Origin of the sequence: Streptomyces sp. TBY4 (assembly GCF_024213195.1) — a bacterium.
GTDB lineage: Bacteria > Actinomycetota > Actinomycetes > Streptomycetales > Streptomycetaceae > Streptomyces.
This window is the reverse complement of record NZ_JANAVF010000006.1, coordinates 473,699-500,037: the sequence shown is the minus strand read 5'-3', so window position 1 is coordinate 500,037 and position 26,339 is coordinate 473,699. Positions and strand designations below refer to the sequence as shown.

Genomic DNA, 26,339 nt, shown 5'->3' with positions numbered 1-26,339 from the left:
TGTTCGTCACACAACGATCTTGGACGCCCTGTCTGCGTTCCCGAACACATCGTCAGCATTCGGAATGACTCGTCTAGGGGACGGGGGGTTAACCCCACCCCCACCCCCGCCGGCTACGGCGAGGCGAGGGTGGCGACGACGGAGATGACCACGGTGACCAGCAGCATCGCACCCAGCACGAGGCCGAGCTTGCGGTGGCCGTTCGGGGGGTTCGGTTCGAGTACGGGCGACATGCCGATCAGTCTCGCACGCCGCATTCGTCCTCGATCGTTCGGTCCCGGCCCGCGAGCACGCCGAGCGCGATCTGCGGGACGAGCAGCCCGGCCATCAGGGCGAGGGGCAGGTCCCAGCCGCCGGTGTGCTGGTAGAGGGTGCCGATGAGGAGCGGCCCGGGGATGGAGATGAGGTAGCCGGTGCTCTGGGCGAAGGCGGACAGCTTGACGACGCCGGCGGGCGACTTGGCCCGCAGTCCGATCATGGTGATGACGAGCGGGAAGGCGCAGTTGGAGACGCCGAGCAGGAGGGCCCAGGCCCACGCGCCGCCGGCGGGGGCGAAGTAGAGCCCCAGGTAGCCGACGAGGCCGAAGAGGCCGAGGCCGACGGCGATGGGGCCCTGGTTCTTCATCCGGCCCGCAAGGCCCGGGATGACGAAGGCGAGGGGGACGCCCATGACCATGGTGACGGCGAGCAGGACGCCCGCCGTGGAGGCGGAGACCCCTGCGTCGCGGAAGATCTGCGGGAGCCAGCCCATGGTGATGTACGCGCCCGTGGCCTGGAGTCCGAAGTAGCAGGCGAGGGCCCACGCGGTGCGGCTGCGCATCACGCCGGGTCCGGCGTCGGGGCGAGCGGCCGGTACGCCGGCGGCCGCGGCCTTCTCCTTGCGGGCCGCCGCGCCGATGGCCAGCCAGGGCAGGACGGCCGCCAGGGCGAGGAAGCCCCACACCAGCAGGCCGGTGCGCCAGCTGCCGCCGAGGGCCTGGGTCATCGGGACGGTGGCCGCCGCGGCGAGCGAGGTGCCGGCGGCCAGGGCCATGGAGTAGAGCCCCGTCATGGTGCCGACCCGGTCGGGGAACCAGCGCTTGACGATCACCGGCAGGAGCACGTTGGTCAGGGCTATGCCGGCCAGGGTCAGGGCGCTGGCCGCCAGGAATCCGGCGGCGTTGTTCGCGAAGGGCCGGATCAGCAGGCCCGCGGCGACGGCGGCCATGCCGGCGCAGACGACGGCGGCCGGGCCGAAGCGGCGGGAGAGCCGGGGCGCGGTGACGCCGAAGACGGCGAAGCAGAAGGCGGGGACGGAGGTGATGAGTCCGGCGACGGTGCCGCTCATGCCGAGGCCCTCGCGGGTCTCCTCGAAGAGGGCGCCGAGGCTGGTGATGGCGGGCCGCAGGTTGAGGGCGGCCAGCACGATGCCGACGAGGAGCACGGGTCCGAGCCACGCCGGCTGGGGGGTGGCGGCGGGGGCGGGAAGGGGCTGCGGGGATGCCGTGCGCACGGCCGGGGGCCGGTTCAGGGTCTGGATTTCTTCGTCGGACATTCGACCATCATAGAATCATGGGATGATTGGTTGTCCACCCCGCAGCCGTATCGTGCCCCTCACCCGCACCGCGCCCGCCCCGAGAGGAACCCCGACCGCATGCCGCTGACCTCGCCCCGGCGATCCGCGCTCGTCGACCAGGTGATCGCCCAGCTCAGGAACCAGATCACCACCGGCGAATGGCCCGTGGGCTCCCGCATCCCCACCGAGCCGGAGCTCGTGGAGCTGATGGGCGTCGCCCGCAACACGGTCCGGGAGGCCGTCCGAGCCCTCGCGCACAACGGCCTCCTCGACATCCGGCAGGGCTCGGGGACGTACGTCATCGCCACCAGCGAGCTGGCCGGGGTCATGCACCGCCGCTTCGCCGGCGCCGACCCGCGGCACATCGCGGAGCTGCGCTCGACGCTGGAGTCCTCGGCGGCCCGCCTCGCGGCGGAGCGGCGGACCGCGCGGGACCTCGTACAGCTGGACGCGCTGCTGGCGCGGCGCGAGGAGGCGTGGTCGGGCGGGGACGCGGAGCCGTTCATCGCGGCGGACGTGGCCCTGCACATGGCGGTGGTGGCGGCTTCGCACAACGAGGTGCTCATCGAGCTGTACGCGGACCTCGGCGATCTGGTGGCCGACTGGCTGCGCACCGACGTGGGGACGGAGCTCGATCCCGCCTCGCACCTGGACCACAAGCGGCTGATCGAGGCGATCCGGCGCGGGGACGGGGACGCGGCGGCCTCGGAGGCGGCCGGCTATCCGTTCGTGTGCCTCGCCAAGGAGGGGCGCCCCTCGGGGGACGCCGCCGTCACGGGGCGCGCCGTCACGGGGCTCACTGCCGCTGGTGGCTGACCCAGGCGGAGCGGACTTCCTTCCAGCAGCGGCCGGAGAGCTCCACCCGGCCGGCGGGACCGACGGCCACGGCGGCGCCGTCCCCGTCCACGTCCCACCAGCGGTCGCACTCCACGTGCAGGCGGACCAGGTCGGTCTGCGGGTAGGGGTTGTGGCAGAAGGCGACCACCTGCGAGCCGTTGATCTCGGTGTCGCAGTCGGCCCCGAAGAGCTCCCGGGCGGCGGGCTTCGCGGGCTGCACGGGGGGTTCGGCGGGGATCTGGGCCAGGTCGACCACGGCCGGCGCCTGGACGTCCGTACCGGATGCCGTACCGGGCATCGGGGCGGGCACCTCGTCCTGCGCGACGGCTCCGGGAAGCAGGAATCCGGTCAGGACCACCGAGGTGACCAGCAGGGATACCGCTCGGCTCCGCCTCGCGCGCACTCCCGTACCTCCTCCCCGCAGGAGCCGGGAAGATCCCGACGGGCCCAGTTTGCAGGCAAATGTCCTGATTTTCGACTCGGGAGGATCCGGCCCGGGGGCGGACATCTGATCGAGTCGCCCCGTACGGCCCCCACCCCGGACACCAGAACGGCGGGGGGGGGGGGGGGGCTCACCACTCGGCGAAGGAGCCGGCCGCGCCTCCCGGAAGGGAGAGCGCGGCCGCCGCCGTACGGAGGGAACGGGCGGTCAGGCACCCATCGCGTGCAGACCGCCGTCGACGTGGATGATCTCTCCGGTGGTCTTGGGGAACCAGTCCGACAGCAGGGCGACGACGCCCTTCGCGGCCGGCTCCGGGTCCGACATGTCCCAGTCCATCGGGGAACGCTGGTCCCAGATGTCCGCCAGGCCGCTGAAGCCGGGGATGGACTTCGCGGCCATCGAGCCGATCGGGCCGGCCGAGATCATGTTGCAGCGGATCTTCTCCTTGCCCAGGTCACGGGCGAGGTAGCGGCTGGTGGCCTCCAGGGCGGCCTTGGCCGGGCCCATCCAGTCGTACTGCGGCCACGCGTACTGCGCGTCGAAGGTGAGGCCGACGACCGAGGCGCCCTCGTTCTCCGGGAAGAGCGGCTTGCAGGCCATGGTCAGCGACTTCAGCGAGAACGCCGAGACGTGCATGGCGGTGGCGACCGACTCGAACGGGGTGTTCAGGAAGTTGCCGCCGAGGGCGTCCTGCGGCGCGAAGCCGATGGAGTGCACGACGCCGTCGAGGCCGCCGAGCTCCGCGCGGACGAGCTCCTCGACCCGCGCCAGGTGCTCACCGTTGGTGACGTCGAGCTCGATGACCTTGGCGGGCTTGGGCAGCTTGCGGGCGATGCGCTCGGTCAGCGTGGGCCGCGGGAACGCGGTGAGGATGACCTCGGCGCCCTGCTCCTGCGCCAGCTTGGCGACGTGGAACGCGATGGAGGACTCCATCAGCACCCCGGTGACGAGGATGCGCTTGCCGTCGAGAATTCCGCTCATGGTGATCAGTGACCCATGCCCAATCCGCCGTCAACGGGAATGACGGCACCAGTGATGTACGCGGCGTTGTCGGACGCCAGGAAGCTGACCGCGGCCGCGATCTCCTCGGGCTGCGCGTAGCGGCCCAGGGGCACCTGGCCGACGATGCCGGCCCGCTGCTCGTCCGTGAGCACCTTCGTCATGTCGGTGTCCACGAAGCCGGGGGCGACGACGTTGAAGGTGATGTTGCGGGAGCCCAGCTCACGGGCGAGGGAGCGGGCGAAGCCGACCAGCGCCGCCTTGGAGGCGGCGTAGTTGGCCTGGCCGGCCGAGCCGAGCAGGCCGACGACCGAGGAGATCAGGACGACGCGGCCCTTCTTGGCGCGGAGCATGCCGCGGTTCGCGCGCTTGACCACCCGGAAGGTGCCGGTGAGGTTGGTGTCGACGACCGAGGCGAAGTCGTCCTCGGACATGCGCATCAGCAGCGTGTCCTTGGTGATGCCGGCGTTGGCCACGAGGACCTCCACGTTGCCGTGGGCGTCCTCGATCTCCTTGTACGCCTGGTCGACCTGGTCGGAGTCCGTGATGTCGCAGCGGACCGCCAGCACGCCCAGGGCCGTGAGCTCCGCGGGGGGCTCGCCCGACCGGTACGTGATCGCGACCTTGTCCCCCGCTTCCGCGAAGGCTCGGGCGATGGCGAGGCCGATGCCCCGGTTACCTCCGGTGACGAGAACCGAGCGGCTCAACGGATCACCCTTTCGACTAGCGGTCTGAATACCAAAAACCTATAGGTCAAGTACCCCTTAAGGAGAATCCGGCTCCGACAGGGCCTGGGTACGCGGTCTGTCGAGTCCCTACAGAAAGATGTAGGCACGGAAACCCGTGGCGCGACATGATCGTGCCAGCTGCCCCAACCCCCGGGAGGACCTCCGTGCCCCATTCCATCGACGCGGCCTTCGCCGCGCTGCCCCTGCGGGCGCTCGCCGACGCGGCGCTCGCGCGGGCCCGTGCGCTGGGCGCCGATCACGCGGACTTCCGCCTGGAACGCATCCGCAGCGCCTCCTGGCGGCTGCGCGACGCCAAGCCCTCCGGCGGGTCCGACACCACGGACCTCGGCTACGCGGTCCGCGTGGTGCACGGGGGCAGCTGGGGGTTCGCCTCCGGTGTGGACCTGACCATGGACGCCGCCGCCAGGGTGGCCTCGCAGGCCGTGGCCATGGCGAAGCTCTCCGCCCAGGTGATCAAGGCGGCCGGTTCGGACGAGCGGGTCGAGCTCGCCGACGAGCCGGTGCACGCCGACAAGACCTGGATCTCCGCCTACGACGTGAACCCCTTCGAGGTGCCGGACACGGAGAAGGCCGCGCTGCTCGCCGACTTCAGCGCGCGCCTCCTGGCGGCCGACGGGGTGGCCCACGTGGACGCCTCGCTCCTCGCGGTCCAGGAGAACAAGTTCTACGCCGACACCGCGGGCACCTCCACCACCCAGCAGCGGGTGCGCGTCCACCCGCAGCTCACCGCCGTCTCCGTGAACGCCACCACGGGCGAGTTCGACTCGATGCGCACCATCGCCCCGCCGGCCGGGCGCGGCTGGGAGTACCTGACCGGCACCGGCTGGGACTGGAACGCCGAGCTGGAGGAGATCCCCGGGCTGCTCGCCGAGAAGATGCGGGCGCCGAGCGTCGAGGCCGGGCGCTACGACCTGGTGGTGGACCCCTCGAACCTGTGGCTCACCATCCACGAGTCCATCGGCCACGCCACCGAGCTGGACCGGGCGCTGGGCTACGAGGCCGCGTACGCCGGGACCTCCTTCGCCACCTTCGACCAGCTCGGCAAGCTCGCCTACGGCTCCCCGATCATGAACGTCACGGGCGACCGGACGGCCGAGCACGGGCTGGCCACCATCGGGTACGACGACGAGGGCGTCGAGGCGCAGAGCTGGGACCTGGTCAAGGACGGCACCCTGGCCGGCTACCAGACGGACCGGCGGATCGCGAAGCTGACGGGGCTGGGCCGCTCCAACGGCTGTGCCTACGCCGACTCCCCCGGGCACGTGCCCGTCCAGCGCATGGCGAACGTCTCGCTCCAGCCGGATCCGGGCGGGCTCTCCACCGAGGACCTGATCGGCGGGGTGGAGCGCGGGATCTACGTGGTCGGCGACCGCTCCTGGTCCATCGACATGCAGCGCTACAACTTCCAGTTCACCGGGCAGCGCTTCTTCCGCATCGAGAACGGCAGGCTGGCCGGGCAGCTCCGCGACGTCGCGTACCAGGCCACGACCACGGAGTTCTGGGGCTCGATGGAGAAGGTCGGCGGTCCGCAGACCTACGTCCTGGGCGGGGCCTTCAACTGCGGCAAGGCCCAGCCGGGCCAGGTCGCGGCGGTCTCGCACGGCTGCCCGTCCGCGCTGTTCCGCGACGTGAACATCTTGAACACCACGCAGGAGGCCGGACGATGACCTCGTCGAGTCGCACCACCAAGCCCCACGAGATCGTCGAGCGGGCGCTGGAGCTGTCCACCGCCGACGGCTGCGTCGTCATCGCCGACGAGGAGTCGAGCGCCAACCTGCGCTGGGCGGGCAACGCCCTGACCACCAACGGGGTCACGCGCGGCCGGACCCTCACGGTCATCGCCACCGTCGACGGCAAGGAGGGCACGGCCTCGGGGGTCGTCTCGCGCTCCGCCGTCACGGCCGCGGAGCTGGAGCCGCTGGTCCGGGCCGCCGAGGCGGCCGCGCGCGGCGCCGGGCCGGCGGAGGACGCCCGGCCGCTGGTCACCGGCACCCCGTCCTCGCCGGACTTCGCCGACTCCCCGGCCGAGACCTCCTCGGCGGTGTTCGCGGACTTCGCCCCGGCCCTCGGCGAGGCCTTCGCCCGGGCCCGGGCGGGTGGCCGCGAGCTGTACGGCTTCGCCAACCACGAGCTGGTCTCCACGTACGTGGGCACCTCTACGGGGCTGCGCCTGCGCCACGACCAGCCCAACGGCACCCTGGAGCTCAACGCGAAGTCCCCGGACAGGCTGCGCTCGGCCTGGGCGGGCCGCGCGACCCGGGACTTCAAGGACGTGGACCCGACCGCGCTGGACGCGGAGCTGGCCGTACGGCTGGGCTGGGCGGAGCGGAAGATCGACCTGCCGGCCGGGCGGTACGAGACGCTGCTGCCGCCCACGGCGGTGGCCGACCTGGTGATCTACCAGATGTGGTCGGCGGCGGCCCGGGACGCGGTGGAGGGCCGGACGGTCTTCTCCAAGCCCGGCGGCGGCACCCGGATCGGCGAGCGGCTCTCCCCGCTGCCGCTGAACCTGCGCAGCGATCCGAACGCGCCGGGCCTGGAGTCCGCGCCGTTCGTGATCGCGCACAGCTCCGGGGACGACGCCTCCGTCTTCGACAACGGCCTGCCGGTCCCGGCGACCGACTGGATCAAGGACGGTGAGCTGGCCCGGCTGACCACGACCCGGCACACCGCGGAACTGACCGGGCTGCCGGTCTCCCCGTCGTTCGGGAACCTGATCCTGGACGCCGGCGGCGAGAAGTCGCTGGAGGAGATGGTGGCCGCCACCGAGCGGGGGCTGCTGCTGACCTGCCTCTGGTACATCCGCGAGGTGGACCCGGCGACGCTGCTGCTCACCGGGCTGACCCGGGACGGCGTCTACCTGGTGGAGAACGGCCAGGTCGTGGGCGAGGTCAACAACTTCCGGTTCAACGAGTCCCCCGTGGACCTGCTGTCGCGGGCCTCGGAGGCCGGCCGGACCGAGAAGACCCTGCCGCGCGAATGGAACGACTGGTTCACCAGGACGGCGATGCCGGCTCTGCGGATCCCGGACTTCAACATGAGCTCGGTCAGCAAGGGCGTCTGATCAGCGCGGCGCCTGATCAACGCGGCGTCTGATCAACGCGGCGCCTGATCAACAAAGGGTGAGAGGTGCAGGTCTTCCCCGCCTAGACTGGCGGGGAAACCCCTCAGCTTTCTGTTTCACCTCGTTCAAGGAGACCCAGAACCGTGACGGACATCGTCGACGAACTGAAGTGGCGCGGGCTCTTCGCCCAGTCCACCGATGAAGAAGCGCTGCGCAAGGCGTTCGCGGACGGTCCCGTCACGTTCTATTGCGGCTTCGACCCGACGGCCGCCTCGCTGCACGTGGGGCACCTGGTGCAGGTCCTCACCGTGCGCCGGCTCCAGCAGGCGGGCCACCGTCCGCTGGCGCTGGTCGGCGGGGCCACGGGTCAGATCGGCGACCCGCGGCCGACCGCCGAGCGCACCCTGAACGACCCGGAGACCGTCGCGAACTGGGTGTCGCGGCTGCGCACCCAGATCGAGCCGTTCCTGTCCTTCGAGGGCGAGAACGCGGCGCTCATGGTGAACAACCTGGACTGGACGGCGGGCATGTCCGCCATCGAGTTCCTCCGGGACATCGGCAAGCACTTCCGTGTCAACAAGATGCTGACGAAGGACTCGGTCGCCAAGCGGCTGGAGTCCGACCAGGGCATCAGCTACACGGAGTTCAGCTACCAGCTGCTCCAGGGCATGGACTTCCTGGAGCTGTACCGCCGGCACGGCTGCGTGCTCCAGCAGGGCGGTTCCGACCAGTGGGGCAACCTGACGGCCGGTCTCGACCTGATCCACCGGGTGGAGCCGGACGCGCACGTCCACGCCATCGCGACCCCGCTGATGGTCAAGGCGGACGGCACCAAGTTCGGCAAGTCCGAGAGCGGCGCCGTCTGGCTCGACCCGGAGATGACCACCCCGTACGCGTTCTACCAGTTCTGGCTGAACGTGGACGACCGGGATGTCTCCACCTACATGCGCATCCTGTCCTTCCAGACCCGTGAGGAGCTGGAGGCGCTGGAGGCGCAGACCGCCGAGCGGCCACAGGCGCGTGCCGCCCAGCGGGCGCTGGCGGAGGAGCTGACCACGCTGGTGCACGGCGCCGACCAGTGCGCCGCCGTCATCGCGGCGTCCAAGGCGCTGTTCGGCCAGGGCGAGCTGGCGGAGCTGGACGAGGCCACCCTGGCCGCGGCCCTGTCCGAGCTGCCGCAGGCGAAGGTGGCCGAGCCGGGCCTGGTCGTCGACCTGCTGGCCGAGACCGGGCTGGTCGCGAGCAAGTCGGCCGCGCGCCGGACCGTCAAGGAGGGCGGCGCCTACGTGAACAACGTGAAGGTCGCCTCCGAGGACGCGGTCCCCGCCAAGGAGGACCTGCTGCACGGGCGCTGGCTGGTGCTGCGCCGCGGCAAGAAGAACCTGGCGGCGGTCGAGGTCACCGGCTAGGCAGCACCGGGAACAGCACGACGGAGGGGCCGGTCCGGACGACATTGTCCGGGCCGGCCCCTCCGTCGTGGCACGCCGTGCGGCGGGCCGGGACCTCAGGTCACGTCATCTGCTTCTTGCCGCCGCGCAGCGAGCTGTAGATCAGGTCGCCGAGACCGACCACCACGACGGCTCCGGCCAGCTGCAGCAGGTGGCGGATCCAGTCGATGCCGCGCGTTTCGTTGACGCCGATCCACGTGGCCACGGCGTTGCCGAGGACGGCCCCGACGATGCCGAAGATCGTGGTCAGCCAAAGGGGCTGGTGCTGCTTGCCCGGCAGGATCGCCCGGGCTATCAGTCCCAGTACAAAGCCGACGATGATCGCCCACAACCAACCCATGTCGAGCCTCCTCCTGGCGCGTGGTGCGCATGTGGGCCCAGTCTTGACCCGTCCGGCCTACCTCGCATTTCGGACAGCGCCATTCGGGGGACACCCCCTCTGCCCGGCTCCGGGCGGGCGGCGTACCGTGGAGGCGTCCGGGCCGGGGAGTGTCCGGCGATCGATCGGGTGGTGGGTTGTGGAGCGGACGAAGCGGAAGGATTCCGAGGTCTTCCGGATCACGGGAGCGCGGATGGGCCTCGCCGAGGACGTACGGGGGCGCCAGCGCCGGTACGTGATCTCGATGCTGATCAGAACCCTGTCGGTGGTCGCGACGATCGTCCTGTGGAACGTGCAGCGGCCCGTGGCGATCGTGACGCTCGTCGCGGGGGCGCTGCTGCCGTACATCGCGGTGGTGATCGCCAACGCGGGGCGCGAATCGACGCCCTCCCTGCCCTCGCACTTCCTTCCGTCGCCCGTGCGCCCCGCGCTGGGTGACGGAAACCTCAAGAAAAGCTCAGATCAATCATGAAGTTCCAGTGCACCGCACCGGGTCCTGCGTGACATACTGCCTACGCGCTCCGCATCCCCCGTCGGAGCGACGGACCGACGCCGGGCAGCTCCCCCCGTGGCTGCTCGGCGTCGCCATTCCGTCTTAGGGTTGAGCCGTGACTCCCCTAGACGCACCCCTGAACGACGCTTCCGGCGGCGAAACCCCCGCCGACGCGCCCACCTGCTCCGCCAAGGCCTGCCGCGAGGCGGCCGTCTGGGTCCTGGCGTGGAACAACCCGAAGCTGCACACCCCCGAGCGCCGCAAGACCTGGCTGGCGTGCGAGGAGCACCGCGAGCACCTGTCCCAGTTCCTGGGGGTCCGCGGTTTCCTCAAGGACGTGGTGAAGCTCGACGAGTGGGAAGCGCCCGAGGGCTCGCAGCGGCCGTAGCCGCTGCGAGCCCTCGGGTTCGCTCTGAGACGGAGCCGGAGCCGTCGCCATCGGCGACGGCTCGGGCGGTGGTCAGCCGCCGATCGCCGACATCGGGCGGTCGGGCTGCAGGAAGCTCGGGTCGTCGAGGCCGGAGCCGGCCTTCTTGCCCCACATCGCCACCTTCCACAGGCGGGCGATCTCCTCGTCCGGGGCGCCCGAGCGCAGGGCGGCGCGCAGGTCGGACTCCTCGGTGGCGAAGAGGCACGTACGGATCTGGCCGTCGGCCGTGAGGCGCGTACGGTCGCAGGCTCCGCAGAAGGGGCGGGTGACCGAGGCGATGACGCCGACGGTGGCCGGGCCGCCGTCGACGACCCAGCGCTCGGCCGGGGCGGAGCCGCGCTCCTCGGACCCCTCTTCGGTGAGGGTGAAGCGGGTGCGCAGGGATTCCAGGATGTCACCGGCGGTGATCATGCCGTCGCGCTTCCAGCCGTGCTGGGCGTCGAGCGGCATCTGCTCGATGAAGCGGAGCTCGTACTCGTTCTCCACGGCCCAGGCCAGCAGGTCGGGGGCCTCGTCGTCGTTGAGTCCGGGCATCAGCACCGCGTTGACCTTGACGGGGGTGAGGCCGGCGTCGCGGGCGGCGGCCATGCCCTCGATGACGTCCTTGTGGCGGTCGCGCCGGGTCAGGGTCTTGAAGACCTCGGGCCGCAGGGTGTCCAGGGAAACGTTCACCCGGTCCAGGCCGGCGACCTTGAGCGCCTGCGCGGTGCGCTTGAGGCCGATGCCGTTGGTGGTCAGCGACATCTTGGGGCGCGGCTCCAGGGCCGCGCACTGCTCGACGATCCCGACGAGGCCGGGGCGCAGGAGCGGCTCGCCGCCGGTGAAGCGGACTTCCTCGATGCCGAGCTGGGTCACCGCGATGCGGATCAGCCGGACGATCTCGTCGTCACTGAGCAGATCCGATTTGCCGAGCCACTGCAGGCCCTCCTCGGGCATGCAGTAAGTGCAGCGCAGATTGCACCGGTCGGTGAGCGAGACGCGCAGGTCAGTGGCTACGCGGCCGTAGGTGTCGAGAAGCACTGTAAGCCCCCTCCCCTGTCCGGTTTGTAGAGGTTTGCGCCGCGATGGATGAGAGTACGAGCGCTATCAACGAGCCTACGCGACGCCTGTGTCATATAGGGATGCCCGAATGAACGAGACGAGGCGTGGCCGTGTCGTAGGGAAGTACGACACGGCCACGCTGGGTGTTCGGACGATCCCGCCGAGGCGCAGGCCGTCAGTGTGCGCCGGTTCCGGTGAGCGACCGGACTTCGAGCTCGGCGAACTTCTGCGGGTCGGCCTTCTCCTTCGAGAGGACGGTTCCCAGCCACCCGAGCAGGAAGCCGAGGGGGATGGAGATGATGCCGGGGTTCTCCAGGGGGAACCAGTAGAAGTCGGCGCCCTTGAACATCGAGGTGGGCTTGCCGGAGACCACCGGCGAGAACAGCACCAGGACGACCGAGGAGACCAGGCCTCCGTAGATGGACCACAGGGCGCCCTGGGTGGTGAAGCGCTTCCAGAAGAGGCTGTAGAGGATCGTCGGCAGGTTGGCGGAGGCGGCGACCGCGAAGGCCAGGGCGACGAGGCCGGCCACGTTGAGGTCGCGGGCCAGGGCGCCGAGGCCGATGGCGACGGCTCCGATGATCACGGTGGACCAGCGGGCCGCCCGTACCTCTTCCTTCTCGGTGGCCTTGCCCTTGCGGATCACGTTCACGTAGATGTCGTGCGCGAAGGACGAGGAGGAGGCCAGCGTCAGGCCGGCGACGACCGCGAGGATGGTGGCGAAGGCCACCGCCGAGATCACGGCGAGCAGGACCGCGCCCCCGGTGGAGCCCGGACCGCCGCCGATCTCCTGGGCGAGCAGCGGGGCGGCGGTGGTGCCGGCCTTGTTGGAGGCGATGATGTCGGTCCGCTTGAGCAGGGCCGCGGCGCCGAAGCCGAGGACGATCGTCATCAGGTAGAAGGAGCCGATGATGCCGATGGCCCAGTTCACGGACTTGCGGGCGGCCTTGGCCGTGGGGACCGTGTAGAAGCGGATCAGGATGTGCGGCAGGCCGGCGGTGCCCAGGACCAGGGCGAGGCCGAGCGAGATGAAGTCCAGCTTCGAGAGCGAGTCCTTGCCGTACTTCAGGCCCGGCTCCAGGAACTTCACCCCCTGGCCGCTGTTGTCGGCGGCCTGACCCAGCAGGTCCGAGACGTTGAAGTTGAACTTGAGCAGCACCAGGAAGGTGATCAGCAGCGTGCCCGCGATCAGCAGCACGGCCTTGATCATCTGGACCCAGGTGGTGCCCTTCATCCCGCCGATGGTGACGTAGAGGATCATCAGGATGCCGACCAGCGAGACGATCACGACCTTGCCGAAGTCGCTGGTGATGCCGAGGAGCAGCGAGACGAGCACGCCGGCGCCGGCCATCTGGGCGAGCAGGTAGAAGATCGAGACCACGATGGTGGAGGTGCCGGCGGCGGTGCGTACGGGGCGCTGGCGCATCCGGTACGCGAGCACGTCGCCCATCGTGTAGCGGCCGGAGTTGCGCAGCGGCTCGGCGACCAGGAGCAGGGCCACCAGCCAGGCGACGAGGAAGCCGATCGAGTAGAGGAAGCCGTCGTAGCCGAAGAGCGCGATGGCTCCGGCGATGCCGAGGAAGGACGCGGCGGACATGTAGTCGCCGGAGATGGCCAGGCCGTTCTGGAATCCGGTGAACTGGCGGCCGCCCGCGTAGAAGTCGGCGGCGTCCTTGGTCTGGCGTCCGGCCCAGACGGTGATGGCCAGGGTGGCGACGACGAACAGCCCGAACAGGGTGATGATCAGCGGGCGGTGCTCGGAGGCGCCGGCGGCGGTGGTCGTACCCGCCGTGGCCGCCCCGGCGACCGCCACGTACAGCGGGGCGCTCATTCGCCCGCCTCCATCCTTGCCTTGATGGCCGAGGCCTTGGGGTCGAGCTTCGCCGCCGCGTGGCGCGAGTACAGCCAGGCGATGAGGAAGGTCGTCGCGAACTGGCCGAGGCCCAGGACGAGGGCGACGTTGATGTTGCCGAAGAGCTTCGTCCCCATGAAGCCGCCCGCGTAGCTGGAGAGCAGGACGTAGAGCAGGTACCAGGCGATGAACGCCACGGTGAGCGGGAAGGCGAAGGAGCGGGTGGCGCGGCGCAGTTCGGCGAACTCCGCGCTCTGCTGGACGCGTACGAACTCTTCGGCCGTGGGGGCCGCGGGGCTCGCCGGCGGCGTTCCCGCGCTGCCCGGGGGCGGCGCTGCTTCGGTGGTCACGGGGGACTCTCCTTGTGACGCGGGTGCGGTGGGGGTGACGGACAAAACAACCTCCGTGGGGGGACGGTGGTGCCGATCCCCCCTGTCAACGGCACGTCCGGCGCGTCGGGGTGGTTCAACACCTGTTTGTTTCTTTGGGAACTGATTCCTCGAACTAATGGCGCAGAGGGGAACAGAAACGCTAAGTTCGCCTGTCATGGACCCGTCCGGCGCGACCGCGCCCGGACGGATTTTTCAAAGATGATCTGGAGAACCCATGGCTCATCTGGGATCCGGCCGCCGGCGTGCCCTCGCCATACCGGTCGGCCTGGCGCTCACCGCCTCGCTCGCCTTCCTGCCCTCGGTCGCGGCCTCAGCCGCACCGGTGAGCACGACGGCGGACGCGGCCACGACCTCCGCGGCCGAGACGAACGGCCCGAAGCTGTCGTACGTGGCGAACCTGAAGACCTATGCCACGGTCAAGGCGGCGAAGAAGGCCATCGAGCGGGCCGGTGGAACGGTGGTGACGGCCTATGAGCAGATCGGGGTCGTCGTCGCACACTCCCAGAACCCCGACTTCGCCAAGCAGCTGCGCGCCAACCGCGGCCTGTTCGACTCGGTCGGCGCCACCCGCACCGCCCCCCTCCAGACGGTGCAGACCACCGACGAGGGCGCGACCCAGCACCTGAGCGCGGCCGACGCCGCCAAGGCCGCCGCGGCCGCCCAGGAGGGTCAGGAGCCGCTGGAGTCGAACCAGTGGGACCTGCGGACGATCAAGGCCGATCAGGCTCACAAGATCAACGATGGCAGCCCCGACGTCACGGTGGGCATCATCGACACGGGTGTCGACGACACTCACCCGGATCTCGCCGGGAACTTCTCCAAGGAGCAGTCGGCCAACTGCGTCGGCGGTGTCGCGGACACCACCGAGGGCGCCTGGCGCCCGTACGCGGACGGCAGCGACCACGGCACCCACGTGGCCGGCACCATCGGGGCCCCCCGCAACGGCATCGGCATCAGCGGTGTCGCACCGGGCGTCAAGATCGCCGGCATCAAGGTGAGCGAGCCCGGCACCAGCCTCTTCTACACCGAGGCGGTCGTCTGCGGCTTCATGTTCGCCGCCGAGAAGGGGATCGAGGTGACCAACAACAGCTACTACGTCGACCCCTGGCTCTACAACTGCAAGGCGGACGAGGACCAGAAGGCGCTGGTGGAGGCCATCGGTCGGGCCACCAAGTACTCCGAGCGCAAGGGCACGCTGCACGTGGCCTCCGCCGGAAACTCCAACCACGACCTGGCCGGGGACTCGATCCTCGACGACACCAGCCCGAACGACACCACCCCGGTGCCGCGCACCATCGACCCGAGCGTCTGCTTCGACCTGCCCACCCAGCTCCCGGGCGTGGTCACGGTGTCGGCGACCGGTGACAAGGGCCTGCGCTCGTACTACTCCAGCTACGGCCTCGGAGTCGTGGACGTCGCCGCCCCCGGCGGCGACAAGTGGCAGGTCCCGGCCACCCCGGACGCCAACGGCCGCGTGCTGTCGACCGTCCTGGGCGGCGGCTACGGCTACAAGCAGGGCACCTCGATGGCCGCCCCGCACGTCGCCGGTGTCGCGGCGCTCCTCAAGAGCGCCCACCCGTACGCCTCGCCCGCGATGATCCAGGCGATGCTCAAGTTCCAGGCCACCAAGGCGGACTGCCCGGCGCAGATCTACAACTCCGCGGGCGCCCTGATCGACGCCACCACCTGCGAGAGCGGCTGGGGCCAGACGGGCTACTACGGCTACGGCGTGGTCGACGCGCTGAAGGCCGTGAAGTAACCGCTCGGAACAGACGGAACGGACGGAGGGGCCGGCCCGGGGTGATGCCCCGGGCCGGCCCCTCCTGCGTCGTTCCGGCGCACTACGGCTGGATGAGCACCTTCAGCGCGCTGCGGTCGTCCATCGCCCGGTAGCCGTCCGGGACCTCGTCGAGGGTGACGGCCCGGTCGAAGACGGGCGAGGGGTCGATCGCACCGCTGAGCACGTCCGCGAGCAGCTCGGGGATGTACGCGCGGACCGGCGCGACCCCGCCGCGCAGGGTGAGGTTGCGGTCGAACATGACGCCGAGGTCGAGGCCGGTGCCGCTGCCGTGCGGGACGCCGACGTAGCCGATGGCCCCGCCGTCGCGGGCGATGTTCACGGCGGTGCGCATGGACTGCTCGGTGCCGACCGCCTCGATGACCGAGTGGGCGCCCTGGCCGCCGGTCAGCTCGCGCACGGCCGCCTCGGCGGCCTCGCCGCGCTCGGCGACCACGTCGGTGGCCCCGAAGAGCTTGGCGATGTCCGTACGGACGGCGTGCCGGCCCAGGGCGATGATCCGGTCGGCGCCGAGGCGCTTGGCCGCGAGGACCCCGCACAGGCCGACCGCGCCGTCGCCGACGACGGCGACCGTGGAGCCCTTGCGGACCCCGGCGCCCAGCGCGGCGTGGTGGCCGGTGCCCATGACGTCGGACAGCGCGAGCAGCGCGGTCAGCAGGTGGTCGTCGGAGACGGCGTCGGCGGGCAGCTTCACGAGCGTGCCGTCGGCGTGCGGGACGCGGACTGCCTCGCCCTGGCCGCCGTCGTGGCCGACCGAGCCCCAGAAGCCGCCGTGCTCGCAGGAGGTGTAGAGGCCCTCGGTGCAGTAGGCGCAGGTGCCGTCGGACCACATGAAGGGGGCGACGACGAGGTCTCCGGCGCGCAGGCCCGAGACGGCGGAGCCGGTCTCCTCGACGACGCCGAGGAACTCGTGGCCGATCCGCTGGCCCGGCTCGCGCTTGGCCTCGCCGCGGTAGGCCCACAGGTCGCTGCCGCAGATGCAGGCGCGCAGGACGCGGACGACGGCGTCCTCGGGGCGCTGGATCGCAGCGTCGGGCACCTCCTCCACGCGGATGTCGTGCGGGGCGTGGATGACGGTGGCGCGCATGGTGGTGCAGTCCTCCGGCTAGGGAACGGTGGTGCCCGGTAGGGCCTCCCTACCGTACGCCCGCTGCGGCGCGAGTGCTCCCGTGGCCAGCAGGTACTGGGCCGCGACGTAGGTGGCCATGACCCAGAAGTCGGGGCGGGGCAGCTGGGGCCACTCGGCGACCCCGGTGGCGATGAGGGTGTCGGAGAGCAGGAACAGCGCCCCGCCGAGGCCGGCCCGCCGCCCCAGGGCGCTGGAGCGGTAGGCCATGGCGGTGAGCAGCAGGCTGTACCCGGCGACCGGGATCCGCAGCTCCGCGGGCAGGTCGCTCCAGAGCAGGGTGACGGTGGACAGGAGCGCGGCGGCGTACGCGGCCCCGAGCAGGGGGCCGGTCCGGCGGCGGCCGAACAGGCTGTGTCCTTTGAAAAGCATGAGATAGCAGACGTGCCCGACGGCGAAGGAGCCCATGCCGATCAGGAAGGCGGGCTCGGCGTCGAAGAGCAGGGCCAGGTCCCCGCCCCAGCCGAACAGCAGGGCCGCGATCAGCAGGCGGGGGGCGCGGCGGGTGATGACGTAGGCGACGAGCAGCGGCATCAGCAGCGGCTTGGCGAGGAGGTGCCCGGTGTGCCAGTCCGCCAGCAGGGAGCCGAGGTCCAGGGCGGTGGCGGCCGCGAAGGCGGCGAGCAGCGCCCGGCCGGCGGGGCCGGAGCCCGCGGGGACGGCGGCGCGGGCCCAGGCGGGCGTACGGGACTGCGCGCGCTCGGTGGCGCCGGCGGCGCTCACGCGGCGTGCTCCGGGGCGGGGGCGGGGGCGGGGGCGGACGCCTCGGCGGGGGCGGCCTGCGCGGGCTGCCAGCCGGGGCCGCGGAACACGCGTCCGGCGCGCTCGCGCCAGGTGGCGGCCCCGCGGACGTCCCGGGCGATGGAGGCGTACTCGTGGGTGGCGACGCGCAGCGGGTTGTAGGTCTCGATGTTCTTGGTGAGGCCGAAGACGGGCTTGTCGGTCTCCCCGACCCAGGAACCGAACATCCGGTCCCAGACGATCAGGATGCCGCCGAAGTTGCGGTCCAGGTAGCCGCCCTGGGAGGCGTGGTGGACGCGGTGGTGGGAGGGGGAGTTGAAGACGTACTCGATCGGCCGGGGCAGCTTGTCGATGCGCTCGGTGTGGATCCAGAACTGGTAGACGAGGTTGACCGAGTAGCAGAACGCGATGGCGGCCGGATGTACGCCCAGCGCGATCATCGGGAGGTAGAACGGCCAGGAGGTGGCGCTGGTCCAGGGCTGGCGCAGGGCGGTGGTGAGGTTGAACTTGCGGCTGCTGTGGTGGACGACGTGGCAGGCCCACAGGATGCGGATGACGTGGTGGCCGCGGTGCTGCCAGTAGTAGAGGAAGTCCTGGGCGAGCAGCATCAGCGGGATGGTCCACCACAGGACGGGCACGCGCAGCGGGGTGAGCTCGTAGACCGCGGTGTAGATCGCGAGGATCGGGATCTTCCAGAGGAAGTCGAAGCCGAGGCTGCCGATCCCCATGCCGAGGCTGGTGACGGCGTCCTTGGTCTCGTACCCGGCGGCGTCCTCGTCGGGGTGGATGCGGTAGCTCACCATCTCGATGACGGTGAGCAGGACGAATGCGGGTATGGACCACAGCACGACATCGGGCAGGTTCGGCATGTCCGCACCATAGAGGCGGGTTCGGGGGCTCGGCTAGAGGTTGTTACCGATCGGTATCCATCGGTGTTACCGGCGGTTCACGAGATGCTTCCGGGTGAGGGTGTCCGGGCCAGGGGGAGGGCGTGGGGATGACGGACTCAGGGGCGGGTTTCGGGGCAGCGGCGTTAAGGACGGCCGAGGCGGTGGCGCTGGCCCTGGCGAGGTCCCGGCCGGGTCCGGCACGCCGCCTGAGGCCGGCGAAACCGGGCGACCCGGCGGTACGACGCCTCGCGCGCGAGCTGGCGGTGGCGCTGGCCGCTTCCGGCGGGTCGGGCGGCTCCGACGGGCCGGGCGGGCTCGGCGGGCTCGGCGGGCTCGGCGGGCCCGGCGGCTCCGAAGGGCCCGGCGGCTCCGGAGGGCCCGGCGGGCTCGGCAGCTCCGAAAGGCCCGGGGGCACCGGGGGCTCCGGGGGGCTCACGGAGGCCGATCGGCTGGCCGCGGTGACGGCCGTCGGGGAGGCGTTCGCCGGGCTCGGCCCGAGGGAGGCCCGGGCCCTCTTCGCCGCGGATCCCGGCACGGATTCCGCGGACGGGCCCCCGGCGGACGCCTCCCTGAGCCGTGCGGCGGCGGCCGCCTACCGGGAGCTGTTCGCCCTGTGCCGCGCGGTGGCCAGGGGCGGCCCGCAGGACCCGGCGGGCGGGAGCGGGAGCCCGGCGCGCGGGAACCCGACCGGTGGGGGCGGCGGCACGGACGGGAGCCACGGCGCGCACGGCGGGAGCACGGCCGCCGGGAGCCCGACGGGCGGGAACCCGACCGCCGGGGACCCAGTCGGCGGGAACCCGGCCGGCGACAGCAAGGCCAGCGGGAACACGGGCGGCGACAGCACGGCCAGCGGGAACACGGGCGGCGACAGCACGGCCGGCGGCAGCACGGGCGCCGGCAGTCCAGCCGGCGACAGCACAGGCGGCGGGAACCCAGCCGGCGGGAACACGGGCGGCGACAGCACAGCCGGCAGCAGCACAGGCGGCGGCAAACCAGCCGGCGACAGCACAGGCGGCGGGAACCCAGCCGGCGGGAACACGGGCGGCGACAGCACGGCCGGCGACAGCACAGGCGGCGGCAAACCAGCCGGCGACAGCACAGGCGGCGACAGCACAGCCGGCAGCAGCACGGGCGCCGGCAACCCAGCCGGCGACAGCACAGGCGGCGGCAACCCAGCCGGCGGGAACACGGGCGGCGGCAGCGCGGGCGGCGGGATTGGCCCTGTGGCCGGGCAAGAGGCGTGGTTCGAGGAGGAGTACGGGGGCCACGTGGCCCGGGCCCAGGCGCGGGTGCAGTTGTTCGGGCTGACCTTCAGTCAGGGGCGCCAGGACTGGCCACTGGACCTGGCCTACATCAGCCTCGCCGTCAGCGGCGCCCAGCTCCTCGAGGAACCCGGGCTGCAGACCCCGGTCAAGGCCGAGGCGGCCTTGAGCGCCGCGGAGCGGGTCCTGCTGCGCGGCCCGGCCGGGGCGGGCAAGAGCACCCTCGTGCAGTGGCTGGCCCTGAACGCCGCCCGGAGCAGCTTCGGACCCCAGCTGCGCGAGTGGAACGACCTGGTCCCCTTCGTCCTGCCGCTGCGCTCCTTCAACTCCCCCGCCGGACTCCCCCGCCCCGAGGACTGGCTGACCGCGACGGGCGTCCCGCTGACCGCCCCGGAGGGCTGGGTCACCCGGATCCTCTCCGCCGGGCGGGCGCTGGTCCTGGTCGACGGGGTCGACGAGGTGCCGCCGCGGCTGCGCAGCCGGACCGAGTCCTGGCTGCGGGAGCTGCTCACCGCGTACCCGGCGGCCCGCTTCGTGGTCACCACCCGCCCCTCGGCCGTACCGGAGGACTGGCTCACCGCCCAGGGCTTCTCCTCGCTCGCCCTGCTGCCGATGGAACGCGACGACGTCGGCGCCTTCATCACGCACTGGCACGACTCCGCCCGCGCGGAGGCGGACGGCGAGGGCGCCGGACCGCAGCGGGAGCGGGAGCTCCTCGACCGGTACGAGAAGGCGCTGCTGCAGGCCGTCGGCACCCGCCGGGACCTGGGCCGGCTCGCGACGAACCCGCTGATGTGCGCCCTGCTGTGCGCCCTGAACCGGGACCGCCGGATGCACCTGCCCCGGGCCCGCAAGGAGCTCTACGACGCGGCGCTGGACATGCTCCTGATCCGCCGCGACAGCGAACGGGACATCTCCGGGGTCGAGGGCGTCTACCTCAGCCGGGACGAGCAGACCCTGCTGCTCCAGCGGCTCGCCTACTGGCTGATCCGCAACGGGCAGGTGGAGGCCTCCGCCGAGGAGGCGATCGCGATGATCGCCGAATCCCTCGACGCCATGCCGCAGGTCAAGGCACAGGGCAGCGCGGAGACGGTGTTCCGGCACCTGCTGATCCGCAGCGGGCTGCTCCGGGAGCCGGTACCGGGCTCGGTGCTGTTCGTCCACCGCACCTTCCAGGACTACCTCGGAGCCAAGGCGGCGGTGGAGGCACGGGACTTCGGGGCGCTCGTCCGCAGCGCCCACGAGGACACCTGGGACAACGTGGTCCGGATGGCGGTGGGGCACGCCCGCCCCGACGAACGCGCCTCGTTGCTGCGGCAGTTGCTGCACCGCGCCGACCGGGTCGAGGCGGACCGGAGCCGGCTGGTGCTGCTCGCGGCCGCCTGCCTGGAGCACGCACCGGAGCTGGACCCGGAGGTCTGGCGCGAGGTGGAGGCCCGCACGGCCCGGCTGCTGCCGCCGCGTTCCCCGAGCCAGGCCGGGGAGCTGGCCAAGGCGGGCGAGCTGGTCCTGGAGCTGCTGCCGGAGCCGGCCGGGCTCACCGAGGACGAGGCCGCCGCGACGATCCGTACCGCGGCGCTGGTCGGCGGCGACCGGGCCCTCCAGGTGATCGCCGGGTTCCGGACCGACGACCGCTACGAGGTGGGCCGCGAACTGTCCGATGCCTGGGGGCGGTTCCCCGTGGACACCTACGCGGACACGGTGCTCGCGGACTCCCCCATGCGCACGGCCCACCTGCACGTGCGCACCGCCGGACAGCTGCGGGCCCTGGACCGGCTGCCGCACATCCAGCGGCTGCACGTCACCTGGGACGGCCCGGTGCCGCGGGAGATCTCCGGACGGCGGGACCTGGAGTCGCTGATCCTGCACCGCAACGCGCGGCTCGCCGACCTGTCCCCGCTGGCCGGGCGGACGGCCCTGCGGCATCTGGGCGTCCTGGACTGCCCGAAGGTCACCGGGATCGAGGTGGTGTCCGAACTGCGCGCCGACAGCCTCGCCTTCGGCTACCTGCGCGACGACCTCTCGCTCGCCCCGCTGGCGGGGGCGGCCGGCCTGCGCTCGCTCGTCATCGGTTTCGAACCGCAGCAGCGGCGGATCGGGGACGTGCCCGCCGCGGACACGCTGACCGCGCTGCACCTGTGGCAGGGCGCCCGCCGGATGACGCTCGACGGGATCGAGCGGTGGCCGCGGGTGGAGAAGCTGACGGTCGCCGGGAGCGGCCAGTACCGGCAGCTGGTGCGCTCGCTGCCGCTCAGGGGGCTGACCGCGCTGCAGATCCGGCACGCCGCGCCCGTATCGCCCGGGGCGCTCCTGCCGTACGAGCGCCTCGCGCGGCTCGTGCTGATCCGGTGCGCGCTGGAGGGCGGCCTGGAGGCGCTGCGCGAGCTTCCGGCGCTGCGCCGGCTGGTGCTGAGCGAATGCCTGGGGACCGTGGACCTGTCCCCGCTCGCCCCGCTGGAGGAGCTGGTCGTCGAGCTGCGCCGGGGCACGCACGTCACCGGGGCGGAGCTGATCCCGCCGGAGCGGCTCGTCCGCAGGGACTGAGCCGCTCCGGGCGGGAGCGCCCGTCACCAGACCCGGACCGAGCCCCCTCGGGCGAAGGCCGGACTGGTGGCGCCCGCCGGGACCTCGGTCAGCGGCTGCGCGATCTCCGAGACGAGGGGGCCGTGCTTGGCGGCGACCGCGTCGAGGAGGGCGAGGTCGAAGCCGTAGACCCGGGCGGCGTTGCCCCCGACCATGGCGGCGACCTCCTCGCGGGGCAGGCCCGCGTAGGCGATGCGCAGGCCCTCGCGGGAGTAGGGCGTGGTGCCCTCGTCGTGGGGGTAGTCGCTGCCCCACATGATCTTGTCGAGGCCGATCCGGTCCCGCAGCGGGACCTCGTGGGGGCGCATGAAGCTCGCTCCCACGAAGCAGTTGTCCCGCCAGACCTCGCTGGGGCCCTTGCCCATGGACTCCGCGAGGCCGGCCCCGAACTTGGCCTCGGCGGTGGCCGAGGCCGCGACCAGGCGGCCGTGGTAGTAGTCCAGCATCTCGATCACGCCGGGGAGCCAGCCGGAGCCCTGCTCCGTGAGGACCAGCTTCAGCCCGGGGTTGCGGCGGAAGGCCCCGCCGAAGATGAGGTGCCACAGGGCCCGGTGGGAGAACCAGGTGGTCTCCACCATGAAGACGGCCCGCGCCGCCGGTTCGTCGCCGAGCGGCGGCGAGGCGGAGCCTCCGTGGTGGTTGACCGGGACGTCCAGCTCGTCGCAGACGGCCCAGATCGGGTCGTAGACCTGCGAGTACAGCTCGGGAACGGTGGAGCCGGGCGGGACCCCGGGCAGCAGGATGCCGCCGGTCAGGCCCGCCTCGCGGGTGCGGCGGATCTCCTTGACCGCCGCGTCCACGTCGTTCAGCAGGATCTGGACCACGCCCGCCCGGCGGCCCGGCGCGTCCGCGCAGAAGTCCGCCAGCCACCGGTTGTGGGCCTGGAGCCCGGCCCAGCGCATCTCGTACTCGGCCGCGGTCGGCGGCTGGGCCATCAGGGAGGCCTTGGGGAAGAACGGCGGGATGGTGTTCGGGAAGAGCACCTCCGCGACGATCCCGTCGGCTTCGAGCTCGGCCAGGCGGCGCTGGGAGTTCCAGTTCTTGTCGGCCGTGTCCGCGAGGAGGTCCTCGTACGGGTTGACGTAGGTGGCGGCCCAGGCGTCGAACTCCTCGTGGTACCGCTTCTCCAGGTACGGCTTGTAGTCCAGCAGGTCGGCGCCGGCGTGGCAGTCGGCGGAGATGACCGTGTAGCGGTCCTCGGAACTCGCACTCACGGGTTCACCCCCAGGACCGGGAAGTCGTTGTCGGTGAGCCAGTGCCGGCCTACCTCGCGCGAGCGCGCCCAGGAGGCCGCGACGGCCGCCTGGTCCTCGCTCTGCCCGAGCTCGGCGGGGGTGGGGCCGATGCGGCGGGCGATGGGCGCCAGCTTCTCGGTGTCGAAGCCGAAGACCTCGGCCGCGGCCAGGCCCAGCATCCGGCGGGTCTCCTCGACGGGGATGTCGTGGAAGGTGTTCTTCAGCCAGTTCCGGGTGTTCGGCCAGGTGCCCTCGGGGTGCGGGAAGTCCGAGCCCCACAGGATGTTGTCCACTCCGATCTCGTAGCGCTGGGCCAGCTCGCGCCGCTTGGTGTTGGTGGCGCAGACGAACACCTGCCGGTCCAGGTACTCGCTCGGCGGCCGCTTCAGCTCCTCGAACGGCGAGAGCTTCTTGCCGCCGTGCGCGCCGAGGTAGAGCCGGTCCATGAACCAGAGCTGGTTCGGCAGCCACCAGCAGCCCGACTCGGCGACGCCGAACTTCAGCCCCGGGTGCCGCTCGAAGACCCCGGACCAGAGCAGGAACCACAGCGGGCGGGCCGGCCACCAGGTGACCTCGGAGACGAAGATGCCCAGGTGGTCCCCGTACTCGTGGCGCGGCGAGGATCCCGAGTGGGTGACGATCGGCATCTGGGTCTCGGCCGCCGCGGCCCACACCGGGTCGTAACGGCGGTCGTGGTAGGGGGCCTTGTCCACCCACATGGCCGGGATCATCAGGGCGCCGAGCCCGGACGCCTTGGCCCGGTATATCTCGGCGACGACCTTGTCGGGATCGCCGGTGATGGGCAGCAGGGCCACCCCGCAGTGCCGCTCGGGGTTCTCGGAGACGAACTCGGCGAGCCAGCGGTTGTGCGCCTGGGCACCCGCCATGCCGAGCTCGGGGTCCTGGTCGCCGGAGAGGCCGAGGCCCACCCCGAAGGGGGCGGCGGTCTGGCTGTCCACGGCGTCGGCGTCGGGGAAGACGACTTCGGCGGCCACGCCGTCGCCGTCGAGCTCCTTGAGCCGCTGCGTGACGTCCCAGCCGCCCTTGAGGCCCTCCTCGTGGTCGTGGAACCACTTCTCGGCGAAGGCCTCGTTGCGCACGCCCAGCTTGGTGGCCTCGGCGCGGCGGGCGTCGCGCTCGCCGAGGAACTCGTCGAACTGCGGGTGGAAGGCGCTGTCCAGGTAGGGGCGGTACTGCTCGGTGGGCAGCCCCGCGTGGCAGTCGGAGGAAATGATCAGGTACGGGTCTTCGTACGCACTCACGATTGAGGCTCCTCAGTCGAGGATGAAACTTTCCAGGTAGGCGGGGTTGGCGCGGTCGAGCATGGACTGCGACCGGGCGCGGATCTGCCGGTCGCTGTGCTCGCTGTCGGGCAGCATCCAGAAGCGGTCGGCGCGAATGCCGTCCACGACGTGGTCGGCGACGTCCTCGACCGGGGTGAAGTTCACCTCGTGGCCGGCCTGCTTCATGGCGGCCTCGTACTGGTCGAGGCTGCGGTACGGGGACTTGCGCGGGCGCTCCTTGGCGTACCGGTCGGGCCGGTTGCGGTGCGACTCCCACAGGCCGGTGCGCAGCATGTGCGGTCCGGGGAAGAGCACGGAGGCGCCGATGGCCGCGCCCTCCGCCTTGAGGTGGGCGTAGAGCGACTCGGTCAAGGTGACCACGGCCGCCTTGGTGACCGCGTAGACGGAGGCGGTGGGCAGCGGGGCGATCCCGCCGTCGCCGGAGGAGGTGTTGACGATGTGGCCGGGGGCGCCGGCCGCGATCATGCGGGGGACGAAGGCCTGGATGCCGTGGAAGACGCCCCAGACGTTGACGGAGAAGGCCCATTTCCAGTCGTTGGGCTCGTGCTCCCACATGCGGCCCTCGGCCCCGGAGCCGACGCCCGCGTTGTTGCAGAGGACGTGCACGGCGCCGAAGGTCTCGTACGCGGCGTCCGCGAGGGAGATCACGGAGTCGCGGTCGCTGACGTCGACGAGTTTGGCGAGCACCTCGGCCCCGTCGGCGGCGAGTTCGTCCGCCGCCTTGCGCAGGGCGCCCTCCTCCACGTCGGCGAGGACCACCTTCAGCCCCTCGGCGGCGAAGCGGCGGGCCATGGCGAGGCCGATGCCGCTGGCGGCTCCGGTGACGACGGCCACCTGTCCTGGTTCGAGCTGCATGTCACACACTCCCCTCGGGCGGTCCGTCGAGGATCTGCATCGGGTCGTCGTAGCGCTGGTGGATGTACGGGAGCAGGGCCTGCGCGCTGACCCGCTCGACGACCTTGCCCCGCTGGTCGGTGGTCTTCTCGCCGATGGTGAGCTCGACGAGCCGGCGTACGGGGAGATCGGCTACGGGATCGAACATCGACTCCCGCAGCACCACGTCCCCGGTGATGTGCTCCAGCTTGCGGACCTTCTCGTTGCGGGTGCAGTGCACCAGCACCGGATCGGCGTCGAAGCCCGAACCGTCCACCGCGGGGAGGAACTTGAAGTAGAAGTCGGTCTTCACGGTGGGCTCGGGCAGCGGCAGCTCGCGGTCGACCGCCCCGCGCACCTCGACGAAGGCGATCCCGTGCCGGGCGAGCGAGGCCCGGACGACCAGGCCCTCGCGCTCGACGGTGATCTCGCCGAGCTTCTTCGGCTCGCCGAAGACCTCGCGGCCGCCGATCAGGGCGCGCTCCATGCTCATCGGCATGACCAGCGGGTACCAGCCCTCGACCCCGTCGTGCTGGGCGGCGACCGCCACCGAGCCGGCGCCCAGCGGGTAGCCGGGCAGGTCCACCTTGCTGATGTTGGCCCGCACCAGGGGCCGCTCCGTGGGCTTCAGCGGCGGCGGGAGGACCGCCGCCACCACGTCCGGGTCGGTCTCCCAGACGGCCACCACACCGGTGGACCAGATGTCGGGGAGTTTGGAACTCTTCTCGCGCGAAGCGGCGATCTCGGCCTCGGTGCGCGCTCCGTACCGTACGCGTGCCATCTCTCGCACCATCCTTCGTCTGGGACGCAGTCGGTTCTGTAACACAGTTACACCGGGACCGATGA

General features: G+C 71.7%; 24 protein-coding genes. 8 read left to right on the top strand and 16 right to left on the bottom strand.

What is annotated here, in order from left to right; translation table 11 throughout:
* Positions 1 to 113: 113 nt before the first annotated feature.
* The gene (locus tag NLX94_RS18130; RefSeq protein WP_254383928.1) at positions 114 to 233 is read right to left on the bottom strand and encodes an SGM_5486 family transporter-associated protein; all 120 of its coding nucleotides are present in this window, start codon (positions 231 to 233) and stop codon (positions 114 to 116) included.
* A gap of 5 nt (positions 234 to 238) precedes the next feature.
* Positions 239 to 1,534 (bottom strand): MFS transporter, encoded by a 1,296-nt coding sequence (locus NLX94_RS18125; RefSeq protein ID WP_254383926.1) that lies wholly within the window; start codon positions 1,532 to 1,534, stop codon positions 239 to 241.
* A 99-nt stretch (positions 1,535 to 1,633) separates the two neighbouring features.
* Here NLX94_RS18125 and NLX94_RS18120 point away from each other — a divergent pair, with 99 nt between their 5' ends.
* A complete protein-coding gene (locus tag NLX94_RS18120; RefSeq protein ID WP_254383924.1) occupies positions 1,634 to 2,371 on the top strand; it encodes a FadR/GntR family transcriptional regulator in 738 nt (245 codons plus the stop codon).
* On the opposite strand, the gene NLX94_RS18115 is transcribed toward NLX94_RS18120, so the two are convergent.
* The 3 genes from NLX94_RS18115 to fabG all read right to left on the bottom strand — a co-directional run bounded on the left by NLX94_RS18115 (position 2,352) and on the right by fabG (position 4,540).
* Positions 2,352 to 2,795, bottom strand: a complete 444-nt coding sequence (locus NLX94_RS18115) for a hypothetical protein (protein ID WP_254383922.1) — start codon at positions 2,793 to 2,795, stop codon at positions 2,352 to 2,354. The genes NLX94_RS18120 and NLX94_RS18115 overlap by 20 nt on opposite strands.
* 246 nt (positions 2,796 to 3,041) lie before the next feature.
* The gene (gene fabI, locus NLX94_RS18110; RefSeq protein WP_254383920.1) at positions 3,042 to 3,815 is read right to left on the bottom strand and encodes an enoyl-ACP reductase FabI; all 774 of its coding nucleotides are present in this window, start codon (positions 3,813 to 3,815) and stop codon (positions 3,042 to 3,044) included.
* A gap of 5 nt (positions 3,816 to 3,820) precedes the next feature.
* Complete coding sequence (gene fabG / locus NLX94_RS18105; RefSeq protein ID WP_254383918.1) at positions 3,821 to 4,540, bottom strand: 3-oxoacyl-[acyl-carrier-protein] reductase; 720 nt, start codon at positions 4,538 to 4,540, stop codon at positions 3,821 to 3,823.
* A 185-nt stretch (positions 4,541 to 4,725) separates the two neighbouring features.
* Between fabG and NLX94_RS18100 the strand changes: the two genes are divergently transcribed.
* The 3 genes from NLX94_RS18100 (at position 4,726) to tyrS (ending at position 9,055) form a co-directional block, all read left to right on the top strand.
* Positions 4,726 to 6,249: a TldD/PmbA family protein gene (locus NLX94_RS18100; protein ID WP_254383916.1), complete on the top strand. Its 1,524-nt coding sequence runs from the start codon at positions 4,726 to 4,728 to the stop codon at positions 6,247 to 6,249.
* Positions 6,246 to 7,646 carry a metallopeptidase TldD-related protein gene (locus NLX94_RS18095; protein ID WP_254383914.1) on the top strand — a complete coding sequence of 467 codons (1,401 nt, stop codon included), beginning with the start codon at positions 6,246 to 6,248 and terminating at the stop codon, positions 7,644 to 7,646. Before NLX94_RS18100 ends, NLX94_RS18095 begins: the two co-directional genes overlap by 4 nt.
* Before the next feature lie 143 nt (positions 7,647 to 7,789).
* Positions 7,790 to 9,055, top strand: coding sequence for a tyrosine--tRNA ligase (gene tyrS / locus NLX94_RS18090; RefSeq protein WP_254383912.1), 1,266 nt, complete (start codon positions 7,790 to 7,792; stop codon positions 9,053 to 9,055).
* A gap of 100 nt (positions 9,056 to 9,155) precedes the next feature.
* On the opposite strand, the gene NLX94_RS18085 is transcribed toward tyrS, so the two are convergent.
* On the bottom strand, positions 9,156 to 9,434 hold the full coding sequence (locus NLX94_RS18085) for a GlsB/YeaQ/YmgE family stress response membrane protein (protein ID WP_250742233.1): 279 nt from the start codon (positions 9,432 to 9,434) through the stop codon (positions 9,156 to 9,158).
* Between the two features lie 178 nt (positions 9,435 to 9,612).
* Here NLX94_RS18085 and NLX94_RS18080 point away from each other — a divergent pair, with 178 nt between their 5' ends.
* Positions 9,613 to 9,945, top strand: coding sequence for a DUF3099 domain-containing protein (locus NLX94_RS18080; protein WP_374683975.1), 333 nt, complete (start codon positions 9,613 to 9,615; stop codon positions 9,943 to 9,945).
* A gap of 136 nt (positions 9,946 to 10,081) precedes the next feature.
* On the top strand, positions 10,082 to 10,354 hold the full coding sequence (locus tag NLX94_RS18075; protein ID WP_374683974.1) for a hypothetical protein: 273 nt from the start codon (positions 10,082 to 10,084) through the stop codon (positions 10,352 to 10,354).
* 72 nt (positions 10,355 to 10,426) lie between these two features.
* On the opposite strand, the gene moaA is transcribed toward NLX94_RS18075, so the two are convergent.
* From moaA to NLX94_RS18060, 3 genes are all read right to left on the bottom strand, one after another.
* Positions 10,427 to 11,416: a GTP 3',8-cyclase MoaA gene (gene moaA, locus NLX94_RS18070; protein WP_254383910.1), complete on the bottom strand. Its 990-nt coding sequence runs from the start codon at positions 11,414 to 11,416 to the stop codon at positions 10,427 to 10,429.
* Between the two features lie 196 nt (positions 11,417 to 11,612).
* Entirely contained in the window at positions 11,613 to 13,268 is a 1,656-nt protein-coding gene (locus NLX94_RS18065; protein WP_254383909.1) for a cation acetate symporter, read from the bottom strand.
* Positions 13,265 to 13,639, bottom strand: a complete 375-nt coding sequence (locus NLX94_RS18060) for a DUF485 domain-containing protein (RefSeq protein WP_254383907.1) — start codon at positions 13,637 to 13,639, stop codon at positions 13,265 to 13,267. The genes NLX94_RS18065 and NLX94_RS18060 overlap by 4 nt, the downstream gene beginning before the upstream one ends.
* Before the next feature lie 256 nt (positions 13,640 to 13,895).
* Here NLX94_RS18060 and NLX94_RS18055 point away from each other — a divergent pair, with 256 nt between their 5' ends.
* A complete protein-coding gene (locus NLX94_RS18055; protein ID WP_254383905.1) occupies positions 13,896 to 15,440 on the top strand; it encodes a S8 family serine peptidase in 1,545 nt (514 codons plus the stop codon).
* An 82-nt stretch (positions 15,441 to 15,522) separates the two neighbouring features.
* On the opposite strand, the gene NLX94_RS18050 is transcribed toward NLX94_RS18055, so the two are convergent.
* The 3 genes from NLX94_RS18050 to NLX94_RS18040 are packed head-to-tail and all read right to left on the bottom strand — an operon-like array spanning position 15,523 to position 18,215.
* Positions 15,523 to 16,566, bottom strand: coding sequence for a zinc-dependent alcohol dehydrogenase family protein (locus tag NLX94_RS18050; RefSeq protein ID WP_254383903.1), 1,044 nt, complete (start codon positions 16,564 to 16,566; stop codon positions 15,523 to 15,525).
* An 18-nt stretch (positions 16,567 to 16,584) separates the two neighbouring features.
* On the bottom strand, positions 16,585 to 17,328 hold the full coding sequence (locus NLX94_RS18045) for a lysoplasmalogenase (protein WP_374683973.1): 744 nt from the start codon (positions 17,326 to 17,328) through the stop codon (positions 16,585 to 16,587).
* Positions 17,325 to 18,215 carry a sterol desaturase family protein gene (locus NLX94_RS18040; RefSeq protein WP_254383902.1) on the bottom strand — a complete coding sequence of 297 codons (891 nt, stop codon included), beginning with the start codon at positions 18,213 to 18,215 and terminating at the stop codon, positions 17,325 to 17,327. Before NLX94_RS18040 ends, NLX94_RS18045 begins: the two co-directional genes overlap by 4 nt.
* 182 nt (positions 18,216 to 18,397) lie before the next feature.
* Here NLX94_RS18040 and NLX94_RS18035 point away from each other — a divergent pair, with 182 nt between their 5' ends.
* The gene (locus tag NLX94_RS18035; protein ID WP_308402450.1) at positions 18,398 to 22,042 is read left to right on the top strand and encodes an NACHT domain-containing protein; all 3,645 of its coding nucleotides are present in this window, start codon (positions 18,398 to 18,400) and stop codon (positions 22,040 to 22,042) included.
* Positions 22,043 to 22,065: 23 nt separating this feature from the next.
* On the opposite strand, the gene NLX94_RS18030 is transcribed toward NLX94_RS18035, so the two are convergent.
* Genes NLX94_RS18030 through NLX94_RS18015 form a run of 4 tightly spaced genes read right to left on the bottom strand, consistent with a single transcriptional unit; the run spans position 22,066 to position 26,274 of the window.
* Positions 22,066 to 23,295, bottom strand: coding sequence for an amidohydrolase family protein (locus tag NLX94_RS18030; RefSeq protein WP_254383900.1), 1,230 nt, complete (start codon positions 23,293 to 23,295; stop codon positions 22,066 to 22,068).
* Positions 23,292 to 24,578, bottom strand: a complete 1,287-nt coding sequence (locus NLX94_RS18025) for an amidohydrolase family protein (protein ID WP_254383899.1) — start codon at positions 24,576 to 24,578, stop codon at positions 23,292 to 23,294. The genes NLX94_RS18030 and NLX94_RS18025 overlap by 4 nt, the downstream gene beginning before the upstream one ends.
* Positions 24,579 to 24,590: 12 nt before the next feature.
* Entirely contained in the window at positions 24,591 to 25,475 is an 885-nt protein-coding gene (locus NLX94_RS18020; protein ID WP_254383898.1) for an SDR family NAD(P)-dependent oxidoreductase, read from the bottom strand.
* 1 nt (position 25,476) lies between these two features.
* Positions 25,477 to 26,274: an acetoacetate decarboxylase family protein gene (locus NLX94_RS18015; RefSeq protein WP_254383897.1), complete on the bottom strand. Its 798-nt coding sequence runs from the start codon at positions 26,272 to 26,274 to the stop codon at positions 25,477 to 25,479.
* Positions 26,275 to 26,339 lie beyond the last annotated feature (65 nt).

Bases quoted from the DNA above. Each gene is read 5' to 3' on its own strand.
- NLX94_RS18130 (WP_254383928.1), bottom strand. From the start codon at position 233: ATGTCGCCCGTACTCGAACCGAACCCCCCGAACGGCCACCGCAAGCTC.
- NLX94_RS18125 (WP_254383926.1), bottom strand. From the start codon at position 1,534: ATGTCCGACGAAGAAATCCAGACCCTGAACCGGCCCCCGGCCGTGCGC.
- NLX94_RS18120 (WP_254383924.1), top strand. From the start codon at position 1,634: ATGCCGCTGACCTCGCCCCGGCGATCCGCGCTCGTCGACCAGGTGATC.
- fabI (WP_254383920.1), bottom strand. From the start codon at position 3,815: ATGAGCGGAATTCTCGACGGCAAGCGCATCCTCGTCACCGGGGTGCTG.
- NLX94_RS18095 (WP_254383914.1), top strand. From the start codon at position 6,246: ATGACCTCGTCGAGTCGCACCACCAAGCCCCACGAGATCGTCGAGCGG.
- NLX94_RS18085 (WP_250742233.1), bottom strand. From the start codon at position 9,434: ATGGGTTGGTTGTGGGCGATCATCGTCGGCTTTGTACTGGGACTGATA.
- NLX94_RS18065 (WP_254383909.1), bottom strand. From the start codon at position 13,268: ATGAGCGCCCCGCTGTACGTGGCGGTCGCCGGGGCGGCCACGGCGGGT.
- NLX94_RS18055 (WP_254383905.1), top strand. From the start codon at position 13,896: ATGGCTCATCTGGGATCCGGCCGCCGGCGTGCCCTCGCCATACCGGTC.
- NLX94_RS18050 (WP_254383903.1), bottom strand. From the start codon at position 16,566: ATGCGCGCCACCGTCATCCACGCCCCGCACGACATCCGCGTGGAGGAG.
- NLX94_RS18040 (WP_254383902.1), bottom strand. From the start codon at position 18,215: ATGCCGAACCTGCCCGATGTCGTGCTGTGGTCCATACCCGCATTCGTC.
- NLX94_RS18020 (WP_254383898.1), bottom strand. From the start codon at position 25,475: ATGCAGCTCGAACCAGGACAGGTGGCCGTCGTCACCGGAGCCGCCAGC.
- NLX94_RS18015 (WP_254383897.1), bottom strand. From the start codon at position 26,274: ATGGCACGCGTACGGTACGGAGCGCGCACCGAGGCCGAGATCGCCGCT.